The following is a 17,061-nucleotide window of genomic DNA, read 5'->3' on the forward strand; positions in this document are numbered from 1 at the left end:
ACGTCGCTGTCAGACCACCGCGTCGAGACCGGCCGCGGGGACCGGGAGCCGTACCACGGCTTCCGCCCCGCGGCCGTCGTCGTCCCGGGGCTGCAAGGCCACCGAGCCCGAGAGCTCGGCGGTGACCAACGTCCGGACGATCTGCAGCCCGAGCCGGTCGGTGCCCTCGAGGGTGAAGCCGTCGCGCAACCCCACGCCGTCGTCGCGGACGCTCACCTCCAGCTGCCCCTCGGCGCGTCGCGCCGTCACCTCGACCGTGCCGGACGTGCCGCCCGGGTAGGCGTGCTCGAGCGCGTTCTGCACCAACTCCGTCAGCACCAGCACCAGCGAGGTCGCGACCTCGGCCGGTAGCGGCCCGAACTCCCCCGTGCGGCGCATCGTGATGTGCGCGTCGCCGGGCGCGATCTCGGCCAGCATCTGCAGCAGCCGGTCGACGATCTCCCCGAACGCGACCGTCTCGTCGATCGAGGTCGAGAGCGTCTCGTGGACCATCGCGATCGAGCTCACCCGTCGCATCGACTCCTCGAGCGCCAGCCGGGCCTCCGGCGCCGCGGTCCGGCGCGCCTGCAGCCGCAGGAGCGCGGCCACCGTCTGCAGGTTGTTCTTCACCCGGTGGTGGATCTCGCGGATGGTCGCGTCCTTGCTCATGATCTGACGGTCGAGCCGGCGCAGCTCGGTGATGTCCTGCAGCAGCACGAGCGCGCCGAGCGGCTCCCCGCGCGGGCGCAGCGGCAGCACCCGGAACCGCACGGTCGCACCGCGGATGTCGACCTCGTGGCTCGCGGGCTCGACTCCTGACAGGGCCGTGGCGACCGCCCGGGCGAGGTCGGCGACCTGCAGCGGGTCGCCCGCCGACGCCTGGGAGAGGGTGTCCTCGATGCGGGCGTTGATGAGGTTGCCGGTCACGCCGAGGCGGCGGAACCCCGACAGCGCGTTGGGGCTGGCGTAGAGGATCGTGCCGTCGCTGTCGAGGCGGAGCAGGCCGTCGCCCGCGCGGGGGCCTGCTCCGAAGTCGTCACTGCGGGCGGGCCCCGGGAAGGTGCCGTCGGCGACCATCGCGGTGAGGTCGGCGGCGCTCTGCAGGTACGCGAGCTCCAGCTGGCTCGGGTGACGCACGGTGGTCTGGTTGCTGTCGCGACCCATGACCGCCACGACGGCGTCGCCGAACCGGACCGGGACGGCCTCGCGACGCACCGGCACACCCTCGAGCCAGTCGTCGCTCGGGGGGCGCAGGATGCGCGCCTCGGTGAGCGCGGTGCGCAGGCCCGGGCTCTGGTCGAGGTTGCCGACCCGGTCGTCCTGGTACGCGGTGGGCGCGGTGGTCGGACGGCACTGGGCGGCGCACACGAACGTGGCGGGGGCCTCGGGGTCCTCACCGCGCAGCGGCACCCACAGCAACAGGTCGGCGAAGGACAGGTCCGAGAGCAGCTGCCACTCCTGCACGAGCCGCTGCAGGTGGGCGGCGGCGTCGTCGGCGAGATCGGTGCGGGCGGCGAGGACGTCGGCGAGGGTGGCCATCGGGGTCCATCGTTCCACGCCGTCGCCACGCCGCGGCCCGCACCGACCCTGGAGCGGGCTGGGTCTAGGGTTTCGGACGATTTCGCCGCAGATGACCGGCGGCGGGCACTCGCACCCGGGAGGCAACGATGTCCGACCTGCGCTCGACCGACCAGCCGCCGCCGGACAAGCGGCCCCTACCGGTCGGACCGGCCCTCGCCGCGGTAGTCCTGCTCGCGATCCCGGTCGTGGTGCTCGTCATCGTCCCGCTGTACGCCCGCGAGGACCCGCGGCTGCTGGGCTTCCCCTTCTTCTACTGGTTCCAGCTGCTCATGGTCGTCGTGGCGTCGCTGCTGACGTACGCCGCCTACGTCATCGTGCAGCGCGCCCGCCGCGGCCGGGGAGGTCGACGGTGAAGCAGGGTGTCGACGGCGTCGCGCTCGGCGTCCTGATCTTCTTCTTCGTCCTGGTCACGGTCGCGGGCTTCCTCGCCGCGCGGTGGCGTCGCAGCGCGAACCAGGAGGAGAGCCTCGACGAGTGGGGGCTCGGCGGTCGCGGGTTCGGCGGCTGGATCACCTGGTTCCTGTTGGGCGGCGACCTCTACACCGCGTACACGTTTGTCGCGGTGCCCGCGGCGATGTACGCGACCGGTGCGGTCAGCGGCTTCTTCGCCGTGCCCTACACGGTGATGATCTACCCGTTCGCCTTCATCGTGCTGCCGCGGTTGTGGTCGGTGGCCCACAAGCACGGATACGTGACACCGGCCGACTTCGTGCGCGGTCGCTACGGCTCGCGCGCACTGTCGCTGGCCGTCGCGATCACCGGCATCGTCGCGACGATGCCCTACATCGCCCTGCAACTCGTGGGTATCCAGGCCGTCCTCGACGTCGTGGGCATCGGCGGCGCCGACAACGTGTTCCTGCGTGACCTGCCGTTGCTGATCGCCTTCGCGGTGCTCGCGGCCTACACGTACTCCTCGGGGCTGCGGGCGCCGGCGTTGATCGCGTTCGTCAAGGACTTCCTCATCTACATCGTGATCATCGTGGCGATCGTGCTGGTGGCGACCAAGTTCGGGTTCGCGCAGATCTTCGACGCCGCCGGCGAGAAACTCGCCAAGACCAACCCGGTCACCAACAAGCCGACCGGCGCGCTGATCCCCGGCCAGCAGTCGGCGTTCGCGTACGCCACCCTCTCGTTGGGTTCGGCGCTGGCGCTGTTCATGTACCCGCACTCGATGACCGGTGTGCTGGCGAGCAAGAGCCGCAACACCATCCGGCGCAACACCACGGTGCTGCCGTTGTACTCGCTGATGCTGGGCTTCCTCGCCCTGCTCGGGTTCGCCGCGATCGCGGCCAAGACCTCGGTGATCGGTGCCGACGGCAAGCCCAACCCGCAGCTCGCGGTCCCCAGCTTCTTCGAGCAGCAGTTCCCGAGCTGGTTCGCCGGCCTCGCCTTCTCGGCGATCGCGATCGGAGCGCTGGTGCCGGCCGCGATCATGTCCATCGCCGCGGCCAACCTGTTCACCCGCAACATCTACCGCGAGTTCATCAAGCCCGACGCCGCCCCCGCGCAGGAGGCCAAGGTCAGCAAGATCGTCTCGCTGGTGGTCAAGTTCGGGGCGCTCGCGTTCGTGCTGTTCCTCGACCGGCAGAACGCGATCAACCTGCAGTTGCTGGGCGGTGTCTGGATCCTCCAGACGTTGCTGGCCATCGTCGTCGGCCTGTACACCCGCTGGTTCGACCGGTGGGCGCTGCTTGTCGGCTGGGCCGCCGGCATGGTCTACGGCACGGTGATGGCGTACCGCCAGGCGTCGCCCACCACGGCGCACTTCGGTTCGTCACTGGCGTTCTTCCCGGGCACGAACACCCAGTGGTACATCGGGTTCACCGCGTTGATCCTCAACGTCGTGGTCGCGGCCGTGCTCACCGTCGTGCTCCGCGCGGTGAAGGTGCCGCGCGGACGGGACGAGACCTCACCCGCCGACTACTACAGCGACTCCGGCGACGCCGGGGTGGCGGACGAGCTCGACCCGCTCACGACCAAGGCGCACTGAAACCAGACGCGAGAGGCCCGGCCTCGGCGACGCACTCGCCGAGGTCGGGCCTGCGTCGTACGAGAGGGCCGGGCGTCAGAAGCCCTGGCGGTACTCCACCGAGGAGCTCTCGACCGACGAGCCGTCCTCGAACGTCACGCTCGACAGCGACACCCGGATCGAGCTGCGCAGCCGCTCGGGGGCGATGTCGCCGCCGCAGCAGCGGGCGATGAGCGCCTTCACGTCGCGCTCGACGCCGTACTGGCGCAGGCACGGCGAACAGTCGTCGAGGTGGGCGCGGATCCGCTCCCGTGCGTCGACGTCGCCTTCGTCGTCGATGTAGAGGAAGACGTCGGCGAGCACGGCGGTGCAGTCGATGCCGCCCGGTGCCACCGCGGTGAGGTGGTCCGACGGCGTCGCCGAAAGTCCGCCCGGGTCCTGGTCGCTCACGAGTCGCTCCCTGCGTCGGCGCCGACGAGCCCACGACCGTGGGCGTAGTCGGCGAGCAGTTTCTGCAGCTGGCGCCGCCCACGGTGCAGGCGGGACATCACGGTGCCGATCGGGGTGCCCATGATCTGGGCGATCTCCTTGTAGGCGAAACCCTCGACGTCGGCGAGGTACACGGCGAGGCGGAAGTCCTCGGGCAGTTGCTGCAGCGCGTCCTTGACGTCGGAGTCCGGGAGGTGGTCGAGCGCCTCCATCTCGGCCGAGCGCAGGCCGGTGGACGTGTGCGACTCGGCGCGTGCGAGCTGCCAGTCCTCGACGTTCTCGGAGTTGCTCTCCTGCGGCTGGCGCTGCTTCTTGCGGTAGTTGTTGATGAAGGCGTTGGTGAGGATGCGGTACAGCCACGCCTTGAGGTTGGTGCCCTGCGTGAACTGGTGGAAGGCGGCGAAGGCCTTCACGTACGTCTCCTGGACCAGGTCCTCGGCGTCGGCCGGGTTGCGGGTCATGCGCATCGCGGCGGCGTAGAGCTGGTCGAGGTAGGGCAGGGCGTCGCGCTCGAACCGCTCGCGGCGCTGCTCGGTGGTCTCCTCCGGAGCGCGGTCGAGGGTGTCGCGGTCGATCTCGATCGGGGCGGTCTCCCCGCCCACGGGCGCTTCGCTGGCCGACGTCACTGTCCCCTCCCCGGCCGGTGCGGCACCGGTCCGTGACCCCGATCGTACGGGGGTGGTGGGCGTGACGACCGGGCGCACGGAGATACCGGCGGCCGGGTCGCTGAGTCGTTCGAGCGTGGCGTTCATCGGGCGGTGGAACGCACCGCGTGGCCGCCCGCATTCCCGCGCCGCGGCGACGGTCCCCCGCATCGGCGCGTCCGACGGCGGGCGTGGCCTAGCGTCTGCGCCGTGGCCGCCACGCCCGCCGTCGCCCGGCTCGATGCGCTCGGGATCGCGTACGTGCTGCACCCCTACGACCACGACCCGCGGTCCACCGCGTTCGGCGACGAGGCCGTGACGGCGCTGGGGGTCGACCCCGACCGCTTCTTCAAGACGCTGCTCACGGAGTTGGAGACCGGCGGCGCTCCCGGCCGCCGACCGCCCCTGGGCTGCGGTGTCGTGCCGGTCTCCGGGAAACTCGACCTCAGAGCGTTCGCGCGAGCCGTCGGCGTCAAACGGGCCGCGATGGCCGACCTCGCCCTCGCCGAACGGACCACCGGGTACGTGCGCGGCGGGATCTCCCCGATCGGCCAGAAGACCGGGATCCCGCGCATCGTCGACGAGACCGCGATCCTGTTCGACCGGGTTCTGGTCTCCGCCGGTCAGCGCGGCCTGGCCGTCGAGTTGGCCCCCGACGACCTGCTGCGCGCGGCCGACGCCCGGTACGCCGCGGTGGCGGAGAGCGCCTGACCTCGCTCGCCCGGCGTATCACTCGTTTTTCGAGTCTCTGGCGTACGCTGACGTCGTGCCCGACGCCGACGCCACCGTGACCCGCCCCGCCGACGACGTCGAGGACGACACCGACGTCGAGGGGTCCGGCGCGACCGCCGACACCACCTCCGACCACGCGGTCGACCAGGCCGTGGTCGCCCTACGGGCCGTGCTCATCGCGGGCGACCGCTACCGCGCCGCGGTGGCCGACCACTTCGGCATCGGCGCGGTCGAGTCCATCGTGCTCAGCCTGCTGTCCGAGGCCGGCCAGCCGCTCACGCCGCACCAGATCGGCAGCCGCATGCTGCTGAGCTCCGGCACCGTCACGGCGATCCTCGACCGCCTGGAGCGCGCGGGGCACATCCGCCGCACGCAACACCCGACCGACCGGCGCAGCCGACTCATCGTGCTGACCCCCGCCGGGCGGCGCGTGCTGCAGTTCTCCAACAACCACCTGCGGGCCGTGCTGGCGAGCTCCACCGACGGCCCGATCGGGGTCGAGGTGCTGCACGCCCTCCGGCGCATCGGTCACCTGCTCGACGAACGCACCGAGATCATCAGCGGCGTCTGAGCCGGGGCGGCCGGCCGGCGCAGTGATCAGCGCGGGTCGTCGTCGCGGTACTCCCCCGCGGGCCGTTGCTCGCCGCGCTCCTGCTCCGCGGTGCGCAGTTCGACGCGGCGGATCTTGCCCGAGATCGTCTTGGGCAGGTCGGCGAACTCCAGGCGGCGGATCCGCTTGTAACCCGGCAGGTTCGCCCGGGCGTGGTCGAGGATCGCGTACGCCAACTCGGCCGACGGCTCGTGGCCCGCGGCGAGCACGACGTACGCCTTCGGCACCGCCAGGCGGAGCGCGTCGGGCGCGGGCACGATCGCGGCCTCGGCCACCGCCGGGTGCTCGATGAGGACGCTCTCCAGTTCGAACGGGCTGATCCGGTAGTCCGACGCCTTGAACACGTCGTCGGTGCGGCCGACGAAGGTGATGTAGCCGTCGGAGTCACGGGTCGCGACGTCGCCGGTGTGGTAGACCCCGCCCGCGAAGGCGGCGGCCATGGCGTCGTCGTCGGCGTGCTCGCCGTCGCGGCGGTACCCGGTCATGAGGCCCACCGGACGTCCGTGGGGGCCGTCGAGGTCGAGGCAGATCTCGCCCTCGGTCGCGCCGCGCTCACCGCTGACCGGGTCGACGAGGACGACGTCGAAGCCCGGCAGCGGACGCCCCATCGACCCGAGCTGGACGGCGTTGCCCGGCGGGTTGCCGATCTGCAGCGACGACTCGGTCTGCCCGAAGCCGTCGCGGATCGTCATGCCCCAGACCCGCTGCACGTGCGAGATCACCTCGGGGTTCAAGGGCTCGCCGGCGCCGACGACCTCGCGCAACGCGGGCAGATCCCACGCGCCGAGGTCGGCCTGGACCAGCATGCGCCACACCGTCGGCGGCGCGCAGAACGTTGTCACCTGCAACCGTTGCAGCACGTCGAGCATGGCCGCGGCGTCGAACCGGGCGTAGTTGAAGACCGCGATGGTGGCGCCGGCGAGCCACGGCGCGAACACGCACGACCACGCGTGCTTCGCCCAGCCGGGACTGGACACGTTGAGGTGCACGTCGCCCGGCCGCAGCCCGATCCAGTACATCGTCGTGAGGTGACCGATCGGGTAGCTGGCATGGGTGTGCTGCACCAGCTTCGGCAGGGCGGTCGTACCGGAGGTGAAGTACAGCAGCAGCGGGTCGTCGGCGCGGGTCTCGTCGTCGGGCGAGAAGTGGTCGAACGAGGTCTCGGAGTCGGCGAACCGCAGCCAGCCCTCGACCGGCTCGCCGACCGCGATGCGCACGTAAGAGCCGTGGACCTCGGCGAAGTTGGCGGTGACGTCGGACCGGGCGATGACCGCCGCGACGTCACCGCGGTCGACGCGGTCGCGCAGGTCGGCCGGGCCGAGCATCGTGGTCGCCGGGATGACCACCGCGCCCAGCTTGGCCGCCGCGAGCATCGACTCCCACAACTCGACCTGGTTGCCGAGTAGCAGCAGGACCCGCTGCCCACGGGCCACCCCGTGCGAGCGCAACCACCCGGCGAGCTGGTCCGACCGCTCCGACAGCTGCGCGAACGTGTAGCCGGCGTCGGTGCCGTCGGGTTCGACGATGCGCAGTGCCACCCGGTCGGGGTGGTCGGTGGCGAGGACGCCGTCGAACCAGTCGATCGCCCAGTTGAAGTGCTCGGGCCGCGGCCAGACGAACCCCGCCTGGGCGGCGGCGAGGTCCTCGCGGTGGGTCAGCAGCAGGTCCCGGGCGGCCCGGACGTCGTCAGCGGCGGTGCTCACGCCTGGACCTTCGCACACCGACCCGGCCGTTCACGAGGGGCGGGCCGCGACCGCCCGCAGGAACCGCCGCGCCTCACGGGTGATCACCGGCGCCGCACCCTTCAACGCGTGGTCCGCGCCGTCGACCACGACCACGGTGCGCCGCCCCCGCCGCGGGCTCGGCACGCCGAACGGGTCACGGCTGCCCTGCACGACCAGGACGCGGCACGTCGGCAGGTCCAGCTCGTCCAACCGGTGCTTCTCGGGGCGTCCGGGCGGGTGCACGGGGAAGGCCAGGGCCACGACCCCGGCGGCGCCGAGCGGGTCCGCCGTCCGGCAGGCGACCCGTGCACCGTTCGACCGCCCGGCCTGCACGAGCGGGCCGGGCACCGTCGCGCGCAGGGCCGTCACCACCTCGACCCACGCGGCGTCCTGCTTCACGGCGCTACCCGGAGCGCGGGCACCGGCGAGCCGGAACGGCTGGGTCACGGCGGCCACGGTCCAGCCGGCGCCCGCCGCGGCGTCACGCAGCGCCCGCAGGTCCGGAGCGTCGACCGAGCCCGCCGAGCCGTGCGTCAGCACCAGCAGCCCGACACCTCCCTCACCCGCGCTGATCTGCACGCGGGCGGGACCCGCCGAGGTGTCGACCGTCGTCGCGTCCGCGTCCGGCATCCGCCGACCGTAGCGGCGGGCGCACGGACGCCGTGAGGGTCGCGTGACGATCGGGCGGCGCGCCTTCCCCACCCGGGTCCGCGCGCGCACGGTGGAGGGATGCGCACCCTGTCCGACCGGCGCATCCGCCGGCTCACCGTCCCGATCGTCGCCGTGCTCGCCCCGCTGGCGATCGCGCTGGTCGTGCTGCCGTGGCGCGACGACCTGCCGGGTTCGGCGGCGGCGCTGCTGATGGTCACCGTCGTCGTCGCCGTGGCGGCCCGCGGAGACCGCGGCGCGGGCGTGCTGGCGTCGATCTCGGCCGCGGCGTGGTTCGACCTGCTGCTGGTGCGGCCCTACGAGTCGTTCGCGATCACCTCGCGCGAGGACGTCGAGACGACCGCGCTGCTGCTGGTCGTCGGCGTCACCGTCACGGAGATCGCGGTGCGCGGCCGGCGGCACCGCTCGCACGCCGACCTCGCCGCCCACCAGCTCCGCACGATCTCGCGCCTCGCGGACCTCGCGGCCACCGACACCGGCGACCGCACCACGGTGGCGGCGACCCGGACCGCGCTCGCCGAGGTCCTCGGTGGCGCCGAGGTGCAGTTCGAGCGGTCCCGGCTGGGCGGCATGCCCCGGTTGCACGCCGACGGCCGCATCGGCGGGGACGACGACGTGGTCTGGCCGGTCGAGCAGGTCGGCCTGCCGCCGATGCCGTTCGAGATCGTCGCCGAACGTGGTGGCGTGGGCTACGGCCGGTTCGTGGTGCACGCGCACCCGGCAGCCCACGCCGACCGGTCGGCGTTGCTGGTGGCCAAGGTCGTGGCCGACCTCGCCGCGACGGCGCTGGCACGCGAACACCGGCGCCACGGCCCGTCGCGGGTCTGACGAGGCCGCGAGCCCGGCGAGAGGGCATCGATCCCGGCCGGTGCGCGTTGCACCTCCCATGACGACCACCACCGCGACCGACACCGACTTCGCGCTCGCCTGGCAGGACTGGCACCGCGCGCACGAGGTCCACCGTGCGGACGCCCACGGGTTCCTCGCCATCACGAGCCTGCGCTGGCTGGACGACCGCCCGACGCGGTTCGACGACGCGCCCGGGGAGTGGTCGACCACCGACGCCGAGGGCATCGTGGTCCAGCTGGGTGAGGGCGAGACGCTGACCGTCGACGGTGCACCGGTGACCGGCCGGTACGTCTTCGGACGGATCCCCGAACGCGGGAGCGTCATGGCCGGCGCCGGCGATGCCGTGATCGAGGTGGCCCGGCGTGCCGGCAACGACATCGTGCGCCCGCGCCACCCCGACGCCCCGGTCCGCGCGGGCTACCGCGGCACCCCGACCTTCGCCCCAGACCCGCGGTGGGCCCGGCCGGCCGTCTTCGAGCGCTACGACGCCCCGCGCGACGTCACGGTCGGCGCGGTCGTCGACGGGCTGCAGCACGTCTACGCCGCGCCCGGGGAACTGGTCGTCGACCTGGGCGACGGGACCACCCACCGGCTGGTCGCGTTCGACGGGCTCACGCCGGGCACGTTCATGGTGCTGTTCACCGACGCGACGTCCGGGGTGACGACCTACGCCGCCAACCGGTCGCTGTCGGTGCCGGAGCCCGACGCCGACGGCCGAACGGTCGTGGACTTCAACCGGGCCACCAACCTGCCGTGCGCCTACACCCCGTTCGCGACCTGCCCGCTGCCGCCCGAGGGCAACCACCTCGAGCTGGCGGTCGAGGCGGGCGAGCGGATCCCGGCCGAGACGGTCTGACCCGCTCCCGCCGGGAGCTCGTCAGAAGAGGGTGGGTTCGGCGCTGGTCTCGGCGCCGCCCGCGACGGTGGCCGGCTCGAGCAGGCTCGGGTCGTCGTGGTCGACCTTGTTGACCCGCGCCGACACCGGCCGCAGCTCGAGCAGCTCGCCGTGCGCCTCGTCCCACGGCTGCAGGAGGTCGACCGGGGCCTTCTCGGCCGGGTCGAGCCAGCGCGCCCACACGTCGCGGGCGAGCACCAGCGGCATCCGGTCGTGGATCTCGGCGAGCTCGCCGGCCGAGGGCGCGGTGACGATCGTGCAGGTGGTCAGGGTCGGTGCGTCCGGATCAGCCGGGTCGGACCAGAACTCGTAGAGCCCAGCGAACGCGAGCGGGTGACCGTCACGCGGGACCATGTAGAACGGCTGCTTGGGCCCCGATCCCTCGCCCGGGCGCTTCCACTCGTACCAGCCGTCGGCCGGGATGAGGGCGCGGCGGGCGGCGAACGCCTTGCGGAAGGCGGGTTTCTCGGGCACCGACTCCACCCGGGCGTTGATCATCCGCGCACCGACCGAGAGGTCCTTGGCCCAGCTCGGGACCAGGCCCCACCGCATCGTGCGCAGTTGCCGGACCGGTTCACCGACCGGGGCACCCTCGGCATCGCGTCGGCGCCGGTTGACGACCGCCCGGACCGTCATGGTCGGCGCGACGTTGTAGCTGGTGGGTTCGGGCTGCGCGGCGCCGTCGCCGGTGGCGTCCTCGGCCTCGAACTCCCGCAGCAGGTCGGCATCCGACCGCACCGACACGTAGCGCCCGCACATGGCCCCGACGGTAGTGGCGACCACCGACAGCCGCGGGCGGGCCGCCCTAGCGCGGAGTGCGGCCCATGGTGAAGAACTCGGGGTTGGGCTGCAGGCCGGTCAGGTGGGCCATCCGGTTGGACAGCGCGAACAGGGCGGCGATGGCGCCGATGTCCCAGATCTCGTCGTCGGTGAGGCCGGCGTCGCGCGCGCTGTCGAGTTCGGCCGGGGTCAGCGACGCCGGGTCGACCGCGGTCACCAGCGCGAGGTCGACGATCGCCCGCTCGCGGGGCGACAGCGGCACACCGCCGGGGTTCGTGGCCACCCGGTCGGCCTTCTCCGGGTCCTTGCTGCGGATGCGCAGGATCGCGCCGTGGGCCACCACGCAGTAGGTGCAGTCGTTGGCGGCCGAGGTCGCGACCACGATGAGTTCACGCTCGGCCCTCGACAGCGTCCCGCTGTGCCCCGCACCGGCGGAGGGGACGGCATCAGGTTCCATCAGCGCGTCGTGGTAGTCGAGGAACGCCCGCAGCTCGCGGGGCCGGCGCGCCAGGGCGCGGAAGACGTTGGGCACGAAGCCCGACTTCTCGGCGATCGGCGCGATCCGCGCCCGGATGTCCTCCGGCATGTCGGCGAGTTCGACGTGCCCGAACCGGCTCACGCCCTCAGCTGGGGAACTGCCTTGCCGTGGGTCCGTCACGCCACGGACCGTACGGGATGATGGCCGGGTGACCTCGACACCGGCGGCAGCGCCCGCCTGGCCCGCACCCCGCGCCACGGCGCCGGTGCGCGCCACGGTCGAGCTGCCCGGCTCGAAGTCCCACACCGCCCGCGCGCTGGTGCTCGCCGCGCTCGCCGACGGCCCGTCGCGGATCTCCCGGCCGCTGCGCGCTCGCGACACCCTGCTCATGGCCGGGGCGTTGCGCGCCCTGGGCGCCGGGATCAGTGACGAACCGGACGGCGGCTGGACGGTCACGCCCGTGACGTTGCACGGAGCAACGGTCGACGTCGGCCTCGCCGGCACGGTCATGCGGTTCCTGCCGCCCGTCGCCGCCTTCGCCCGCGGCGACGTCCACTTCGACGGCGATCCCTACGCCCGTGAACGCCCGCTCGGCGTGCTGGTCGACGGCCTGCGCCAGGCCGGTGTCGACATCGAGGCCGCGACCGGCGGGAACCTGCCCGTCACGGTCCACGGCAGCGGGTCCGCCGAGGGCGGGCGGATCGCCATCGACGCGTCGGCGAGTTCGCAGTTCGTGTCGGGGTTGCTGCTCTCGGGCGCCCGGTTCGACAAGGGCCTGGAGATCGTGCACGTCGGCGCCGACCCGGTGCCGTCCGCCACCCACATCGCCATGACCGTGCAGGCCCTCACCGACGCCGGCGTGAGCGTGGACGTCTCCCGCCCCGGCGTCTGGACCGTTGCACCCGGCACCGTGCGAGCCGTCGACGTCGACGTCGAGCCGGATCTGTCGAACGCCGCACCGTTCCTGGCCGCCGCCCTCGTGACCGGCGGCGAGGTCCGTGTCACGGGGTGGCCGGCCCGCACCCACCAGCCCGGCGACCGGCTGCGCACCCTGCTGGCCGAGATGGGCGCCGGGGTCGAGTTCGCCGAGGGCGACCTGGTCGTCACCGGCACGGGCGTCGTCCACGGGGTCGACGCCGACCTGCGCGACGTCGGCGAGCTGACCCCCGTGCTCGCCGCGACGCTCGCCCTGGCCGACTCCCCCTCGGTGCTGCGCGGCATCGGTCACCTGCGCGGACACGAGACCGACCGCCTCGCGGCGCTGGCTCACGGCGTCAACGCACTCGGCGGCGACGTCACCGAGACCGCCGACGGTCTCGCCATCACCCCGCGACCGTTGCATGGTGCAACCTGGGCTGCTCACGCCGACCACCGGATGGCCCAGGCCGGTGCTGTGCTCGGCCTCGCCGTCGACGACGTCACGGTCGACGACATCGCCAGCACCACCAAGACCATGACCGACTTCCCGCAGCGCTGGGCCGCGCTCGTGGGATCCACGGAGGCCTGAGCACCCGTGGCGCGTCGGGGCGGCCTCGAGCGGTACGACGAGGACGACGTCCGCGTCCGTCCCACCCGGGGCGGCAGCCGCCCCCGCTCCAAGCAGCGTCCCGAGCACGTCGAGGCCCTCGACGGCCGGGTCACGACCGTCGACCGCGGCCGCTTCGCCGTGCTCCTCGACGACGGCACCGAACTGGTGGCGATGCGCGCCCGCGAACTCGGCCGGGCCGGGATCGTCGTGGGTGACCGGGTCGGCGTGGTCGGTGACACCTCCGGCGACGACGACGCCCTGGCCCGCATCGTCCGCCGCGACGAACGCACGACGATCCTGCGGCGCAGCGCCGACGACGACAACCCCACCGAACGGGTGCTGGTGGCCAACGCCGACCAACTCGTGGTGGTCACCGCGCTCGCCGATCCCGAACCCAGCTACGGGTTCATCGACCGGTGTGTCGTCGCCGCGCTCACCGCCGGCCTGCAACCGTTGTTGTGTCTCACCAAGGCTGACCTCGCCAGCCCGGAGGAGACCATCGCCCGCTACGAGGTCCTCGACGTGTCGGCGATCGTCCTGCAGCGCGACCGGTTCGACGTCGACCTCGTCCGCCTCCGGCAGCGACTCGAAGGTCAGACCTCGGTGCTGATCGGGCATTCCGGCGTGGGCAAGTCGACGCTGGTCAACGCGTTGGTGCCCACCGCGCTGCGCAGCACCGGCACCGTCAGCGCGATCGGCAAGGGTCGCCACACGTCGAGTTCGGCGATCGCCCTGCCGCTGCCCGACGACCCCGAGCACGGCTGGGTCGTCGACACCCCCGGCGTGCGCTCGTTCGGCCTGGCCCACGTCGGCCCCGACGACCTGCTCTGGGCCTTCCCCGACCTCGAGGGCGGCGCGATCCTGTGCCCCCGCGGCTGCAGGCACCTCACCGCGACCGACGGCTGCCGACTCGACGAGTGGGTGGCCACCGGGCATGCGGTACCCGAACGGTTGGCGGCCTTCCGGCGCCTGGCCGAGAGCCTCGCCCGTGGTGCCGAGCGGACTGCGGAACACTGAGGTCCGTGCCCGACTCCCCGTGGAGCGACGACTTGCGCGTCGCACTCGAACTCGCCGACATCGCCGACGCCATCTCCGCGGCCCGGTTCCGCGCCGACGACCTCGTCGTCGAGACCAAGCCCGACCTCTCCCCCGTCTCCGACGCCGACAAGGCCGTCGAGGAAGCCATCCGGGCCCACCTGGCGGAGGAACGGCCCGACGACGCGATCACCGGTGAGGAGTACGGCGTCGACCCGACCGCCGGCCCGCGCCGGTGGATCGTCGACCCCATCGACGGCACCAAGAACTACGTCCGCGGCGTCCCGGTGTGGGGCACGCTCATCGGCCTGGTCGACACCGAGGCGGGCGGCCCGGACGACACCGTCGTCGGCGTCGTGTCCGCCCCCGCCCTGCACCGCCGTTGGTGGGCGGCCCGCGGCGCCGGCGCGTACGGGTCGGTGGCAGGTGGTCCGCCCCGGCGCCTGCGGGTGTCCGGCGTGGGCGCCCTCGAGGACGCGTCGCTGTCGTACTCCTCGCTGGAGGGGTGGAAGGCCCGCGGGTTGCTGGACAACCTCGTCGGGCTCACCGAGCGGGCCTGGCGCAACCGCGGCTACGGCGACTTCTGGTCCTACATGCTCGTCGCCGAGGGCGTGGTCGACATGGCCGCCGAACCCGACCTGTCGCTCTGGGACATGGCGGGCGTCGTCCCCATCGTCACCGAGGCGGGCGGCACCTTCACCGACCTCGCCGGGACCCCCGGCCCCCACGGCCCCGACGCCGCGGCCAGCAACGGCCGGCTCCACGCCGCCCTGCTTGAGGCCCTCGGCGGCTGACCGAATTCTGTGTACTCCTGCAGCGTGACGACGCAGGAGTACACAGAATTCGGGCCTACACGGGGTGGGCGAGGTCGGTGACGGCCTCCGCGCCGGGGTAGTCGAGCAGGGTCGCGCCCGGCAACGAGAGCTTGGAACCGCGCACGCCGCTGCCGATGACGATCCACGGCGCCGCGGCCACCCGGGCGTCGAGCCACACCGGCCAGTCCCCGGGCAGCCCGACCGGCGTGATGCCGCCGTACTCCATCGAGGTGGCGGCGACGGTCTCGTCGAGCGGCGCGAACGACGCCTTGCGGGCGTCGAGGCGCCTGCGGACGACTCCGTTGACGTCGGCGCGGGTGGTGGCGAGCACCAGGCAGGCGGCGTGCCGGGTCACCTCGCCACGCCGGCCCGCGACGACCACGCAGTTGGCCGACTGCTCGGGCTCGACGCCGTACCGCTCGCAGAACGCGGCGGTGTCGGCGAGTTCCGGGTCGATCGCCGCGACCTGCACGGTGGCGGTGGCGCCGGGCGAGGACGCCTCCCACGCGGCCAGTGCGGTGGCGGTCGGTGGGGCGAGCAGGTCGGGCGCGGCCACCCACGGTTGCCAGTCCAGAGCGTCGGTCACGGGGCTAGCGTGGCACTCGTGAGCGACGCCGCCGCGATCGAGTCCGCCCGTGCGTTCCTGCGCACCCACCACCGCGCCACCATGGCGACCACCCGCGCCGACGGCCGCACCCAGATGTCGCCGGTCACGACCGACGTCGACGAGGACGGCCTCGTGGTGGTGAGCACCCGCGAGACGGCCCGCAAGGTCGCCCACCTGCGCCGTCACCCGTACGCGGCCGTCATGGTCGTGACCGACGCGTTCTACGGCGAGTGGGTGCAGGTCGAGGGGCCGGTGCGGATCGTCCCGCTGCCCGAGGCCATGGACGGCCTGGTCGCGTACTACCGCCGGGTCTCCGGCGAGCACCCGGACTGGGAGGACTACCGCGCGGCCATGGTCCGCGACCAGCGGTGCCTGCTGCAGCTCACGATCGAACGGGTCGGCCCGACCGTCCAGGGCTGAGGTGCGAACGCGCCGACCCCGGGATCAGACGCCTCGGGACTCGACGGGCTGCGGGGTGCGCCAGAACGTGGGCCGCCACCAGTAGAGCTCGGTGGGGTCCGCGGGGTACGGCGACTCGTGGGCCTCGGCGAACTCGACGTTGTCCCGCACCGGGTCGACCGGGCGGAAGCCGTCGTCGAGCGGCTCGTCGGCGCGCGCGGGGCGCACCGGCACGTCGCGCTCGGGGTCGGCCGCACCGCTCGCGGCGTAGGCCCGTTGGGCCTCGATGAGCGAGAGCCGGTTCGCGCCCTCGTCGAGGTCGGGCCACCGCAGCCCGACGATGTCGTCCTCCCAGCCACAGACCGGGCAGTCGTCGTACGACCCGGGCGGGGCGGTCAGCGTGAGGTGGCCGCAGCAGACACACGGGTAGCGCGTCGTCGCGGCATCGGTCGCGGTGCTGGGGGAACGGTCGGCCTCACTCATGCACGACAGCCTGCCAGACGCCTCCGCCCTCACCGGACAGGTGTGTCGAACACGTTCAGAACCGGTCGCCGTTCCGGACGGGTGACGACCCGGTCAGCCGACCTTCGTGCCGCCCACCGGCAGCGGGCCCGGGGTGTCGACGACGTCCTCGCCGCCCCCACCCTCGGAGCACCAGGGACACCACGGCTGCAGGCTGCGGTGGGTCGAGTGGGCGAGGACCAGGTACACCATCGAGAACTGCACCGCCGCCCACAGCAACCGGGCCGGGGTGGACTCGAGGAACAGCAACGCGTTCGACCCGAGCAGGACGACGAGGTAGCCCGCGACGACACCGCGGCGCGCGCCGAGGTGCACGACCGCGAACCGACGGTGCCGGCGCTGCGCGGTGGCCGCGGCGTCGAGCGGCATGGTGCGCACGCAGCGCTCGCACAGCGACCGGTCGTGCCGCCGCATGAGGACCCAGGCGCCGAGCACGACGACGAACAGCAGCAGGGGCAGGGCGAAGGACGCCGGGTTCTCGGGCGGGAGCGGGAAGACCGCGAGCGCGATCATCGCGACGATCGCGCCGACGAGGACGCGGCCGCCGTGGTGGCCGATGCCGGCACCGGCGCCCTCGTGCCCGAACGACCCCGCCGCTGCCGTACCTGCCATGCGTCAGTCCCCCTCGCGGTCGCCGTTCCCCGGAGCGACCGTCACCCAGCCAACCACGCGGTGCGCCCCGTCGGCACCCGTCACCCGTGCCCAACGGACGAGCGGACCCGGCGTGACGATCCGACCCCCTCGAACGCCGCCGAA

Annotated in this window: 20 protein-coding genes; 10 read left to right on the forward strand and 10 right to left on the reverse strand. The window is 73.1% G+C overall.

The window, feature by feature from the left end:
- Positions 1-9 precede the first annotated feature (9 nt).
- Positions 10-1,518 (reverse strand): sensor histidine kinase, encoded by a 1,509-nt coding sequence (locus tag ACXR2U_RS06840; RefSeq protein ID WP_458824211.1) that lies wholly within the window; start codon positions 1,516-1,518, stop codon positions 10-12.
- 128 nt (positions 1,519-1,646) lie between these two features.
- On the opposite strand from ACXR2U_RS06840, the gene ACXR2U_RS06845 reads away from it, so the two are divergent.
- Both ACXR2U_RS06845 and mctP read left to right on the forward strand, forming a co-directional pair.
- Positions 1,647-1,913, forward strand: a complete 267-nt coding sequence (locus ACXR2U_RS06845) for a DUF3311 domain-containing protein (protein WP_458824212.1) — start codon at positions 1,647-1,649, stop codon at positions 1,911-1,913.
- Entirely contained in the window at positions 1,910-3,550 is a 1,641-nt protein-coding gene (gene mctP, locus ACXR2U_RS06850; RefSeq protein WP_458824213.1) for a monocarboxylate uptake permease MctP, read from the forward strand. Before ACXR2U_RS06845 ends, mctP begins: the two co-directional genes overlap by 4 nt.
- A gap of 75 nt (positions 3,551-3,625) precedes the next feature.
- Here mctP and rsrA read toward each other — a convergent pair whose 3' ends face one another.
- Both rsrA and ACXR2U_RS06860 read right to left on the reverse strand, forming a co-directional pair.
- On the reverse strand, positions 3,626-3,922 hold the full coding sequence (gene rsrA, locus ACXR2U_RS06855) for a mycothiol system anti-sigma-R factor (RefSeq protein WP_458824311.1): 297 nt from the start codon (positions 3,920-3,922) through the stop codon (positions 3,626-3,628).
- A 53-nt stretch (positions 3,923-3,975) separates the two neighbouring features.
- Entirely contained in the window at positions 3,976-4,620 is a 645-nt protein-coding gene (locus ACXR2U_RS06860) for a sigma-70 family RNA polymerase sigma factor (RefSeq protein WP_458824214.1), read from the reverse strand.
- A 252-nt stretch (positions 4,621-4,872) separates the two neighbouring features.
- On the opposite strand from ACXR2U_RS06860, the gene ybaK reads away from it, so the two are divergent.
- Both ybaK and ACXR2U_RS06870 read left to right on the forward strand, forming a co-directional pair.
- Positions 4,873-5,373, forward strand: coding sequence for a Cys-tRNA(Pro) deacylase (gene ybaK, locus ACXR2U_RS06865; protein ID WP_458824215.1), 501 nt, complete (start codon positions 4,873-4,875; stop codon positions 5,371-5,373).
- Between the two features lie 55 nt (positions 5,374-5,428).
- Positions 5,429-5,965, forward strand: a complete 537-nt coding sequence (locus ACXR2U_RS06870) for a MarR family winged helix-turn-helix transcriptional regulator (RefSeq protein ID WP_458824216.1) — start codon at positions 5,429-5,431, stop codon at positions 5,963-5,965.
- Positions 5,966-5,991: 26 nt separating this feature from the next.
- Here the strand turns inward: ACXR2U_RS06870 and ACXR2U_RS06875 are convergent, their stop codons facing one another.
- On the reverse strand, positions 5,992-7,707 hold the full coding sequence (locus ACXR2U_RS06875; protein WP_458824217.1) for an AMP-binding protein: 1,716 nt from the start codon (positions 7,705-7,707) through the stop codon (positions 5,992-5,994).
- Positions 7,708-7,737: 30 nt separating this feature from the next.
- Positions 7,738-8,358, reverse strand: coding sequence for an alpha/beta hydrolase family protein (locus ACXR2U_RS06880; RefSeq protein WP_458824218.1), 621 nt, complete (start codon positions 8,356-8,358; stop codon positions 7,738-7,740).
- A gap of 99 nt (positions 8,359-8,457) precedes the next feature.
- On the opposite strand from ACXR2U_RS06880, the gene ACXR2U_RS06885 reads away from it, so the two are divergent.
- Together ACXR2U_RS06885 and ACXR2U_RS06890 are read left to right on the forward strand one after the other, a co-directional pair.
- Positions 8,458-9,225, forward strand: coding sequence for a DUF4118 domain-containing protein (locus tag ACXR2U_RS06885; protein ID WP_458824219.1), 768 nt, complete (start codon positions 8,458-8,460; stop codon positions 9,223-9,225).
- 58 nt (positions 9,226-9,283) lie between these two features.
- The gene (locus tag ACXR2U_RS06890; RefSeq protein WP_458824220.1) at positions 9,284-10,102 is read left to right on the forward strand and encodes a DUF1684 domain-containing protein; all 819 of its coding nucleotides are present in this window, start codon (positions 9,284-9,286) and stop codon (positions 10,100-10,102) included.
- A 21-nt stretch (positions 10,103-10,123) separates the two neighbouring features.
- Here ACXR2U_RS06890 and ACXR2U_RS06895 read toward each other — a convergent pair whose 3' ends face one another.
- The gene (locus tag ACXR2U_RS06895; RefSeq protein ID WP_458824221.1) at positions 10,124-10,900 is read right to left on the reverse strand and encodes an SOS response-associated peptidase; all 777 of its coding nucleotides are present in this window, start codon (positions 10,898-10,900) and stop codon (positions 10,124-10,126) included.
- Between the two features lie 46 nt (positions 10,901-10,946).
- Positions 10,947-11,507: a peroxidase-related enzyme gene (locus ACXR2U_RS06900; RefSeq protein ID WP_458824312.1), complete on the reverse strand. Its 561-nt coding sequence runs from the start codon at positions 11,505-11,507 to the stop codon at positions 10,947-10,949.
- 100 nt (positions 11,508-11,607) lie between these two features.
- On the opposite strand from ACXR2U_RS06900, the gene aroA reads away from it, so the two are divergent.
- Genes aroA through hisN form a run of 3 tightly spaced genes read left to right on the forward strand, consistent with a single transcriptional unit; the run spans position 11,608 to position 14,756 of the window.
- On the forward strand, positions 11,608-12,906 hold the full coding sequence (gene aroA / locus ACXR2U_RS06905) for a 3-phosphoshikimate 1-carboxyvinyltransferase (protein WP_458824222.1): 1,299 nt from the start codon (positions 11,608-11,610) through the stop codon (positions 12,904-12,906).
- Positions 12,907-12,912: 6 nt separating this feature from the next.
- Positions 12,913-13,944, forward strand: a complete 1,032-nt coding sequence (gene rsgA, locus ACXR2U_RS06910; RefSeq protein WP_458824223.1) for a ribosome small subunit-dependent GTPase A — start codon at positions 12,913-12,915, stop codon at positions 13,942-13,944.
- A gap of 5 nt (positions 13,945-13,949) precedes the next feature.
- The gene (gene hisN / locus ACXR2U_RS06915; RefSeq protein WP_458824224.1) at positions 13,950-14,756 is read left to right on the forward strand and encodes a histidinol-phosphatase; all 807 of its coding nucleotides are present in this window, start codon (positions 13,950-13,952) and stop codon (positions 14,754-14,756) included.
- A 55-nt stretch (positions 14,757-14,811) separates the two neighbouring features.
- Here hisN and ACXR2U_RS06920 read toward each other — a convergent pair whose 3' ends face one another.
- Positions 14,812-15,363, reverse strand: a complete 552-nt coding sequence (locus ACXR2U_RS06920; RefSeq protein ID WP_458824225.1) for a YbaK/EbsC family protein — start codon at positions 15,361-15,363, stop codon at positions 14,812-14,814.
- 18 nt (positions 15,364-15,381) lie between these two features.
- Here ACXR2U_RS06920 and ACXR2U_RS06925 point away from each other — a divergent pair, with 18 nt between their 5' ends.
- Entirely contained in the window at positions 15,382-15,804 is a 423-nt protein-coding gene (locus ACXR2U_RS06925) for a PPOX class F420-dependent oxidoreductase (protein ID WP_458824226.1), read from the forward strand.
- A gap of 24 nt (positions 15,805-15,828) precedes the next feature.
- Here ACXR2U_RS06925 and ACXR2U_RS06930 read toward each other — a convergent pair whose 3' ends face one another.
- Together ACXR2U_RS06930 and ACXR2U_RS06935 are read right to left on the reverse strand one after the other, a co-directional pair.
- Entirely contained in the window at positions 15,829-16,266 is a 438-nt protein-coding gene (locus ACXR2U_RS06930) for a CPCC family cysteine-rich protein (protein ID WP_458824227.1), read from the reverse strand.
- 93 nt (positions 16,267-16,359) lie between these two features.
- Positions 16,360-16,917: a hypothetical protein gene (locus ACXR2U_RS06935; protein WP_458824228.1), complete on the reverse strand. Its 558-nt coding sequence runs from the start codon at positions 16,915-16,917 to the stop codon at positions 16,360-16,362.
- Between the last annotated feature and the right edge of the window lie 144 nt (positions 16,918-17,061).

The sequence above is a fragment of the Jatrophihabitans sp. YIM 134969 genome, from assembly GCF_054456675.1.

What these genes read in the sequence shown, in the direction of transcription:
- ACXR2U_RS06890 (WP_458824220.1), top strand. Translation starts at nt 9,284, where the DNA reads ATGACGACCACCACCGCGACCGACACCGACTTCGCGCTCGCCTGGCAG.
- ACXR2U_RS06935 (WP_458824228.1), bottom strand. Translation starts at nt 16,917, where the DNA reads ATGGCAGGTACGGCAGCGGCGGGGTCGTTCGGGCACGAGGGCGCCGGT.
- ACXR2U_RS06930 (WP_458824227.1), bottom strand. Translation starts at nt 16,266, where the DNA reads ATGAGTGAGGCCGACCGTTCCCCCAGCACCGCGACCGATGCCGCGACG.
- ACXR2U_RS06845 (WP_458824212.1), top strand. Translation starts at nt 1,647, where the DNA reads ATGTCCGACCTGCGCTCGACCGACCAGCCGCCGCCGGACAAGCGGCCC.
- ACXR2U_RS06900 (WP_458824312.1), bottom strand. Translation starts at nt 11,507, where the DNA reads ATGCCGGAGGACATCCGGGCGCGGATCGCGCCGATCGCCGAGAAGTCG.
- ACXR2U_RS06895 (WP_458824221.1), bottom strand. Translation starts at nt 10,900, where the DNA reads ATGTGCGGGCGCTACGTGTCGGTGCGGTCGGATGCCGACCTGCTGCGG.
- ACXR2U_RS06885 (WP_458824219.1), top strand. Translation starts at nt 8,458, where the DNA reads ATGCGCACCCTGTCCGACCGGCGCATCCGCCGGCTCACCGTCCCGATC.
- ACXR2U_RS06880 (WP_458824218.1), bottom strand. Translation starts at nt 8,358, where the DNA reads ATGCCGGACGCGGACGCGACGACGGTCGACACCTCGGCGGGTCCCGCC.
- ACXR2U_RS06840 (WP_458824211.1), bottom strand. Translation starts at nt 1,518, where the DNA reads ATGGCCACCCTCGCCGACGTCCTCGCCGCCCGCACCGATCTCGCCGAC.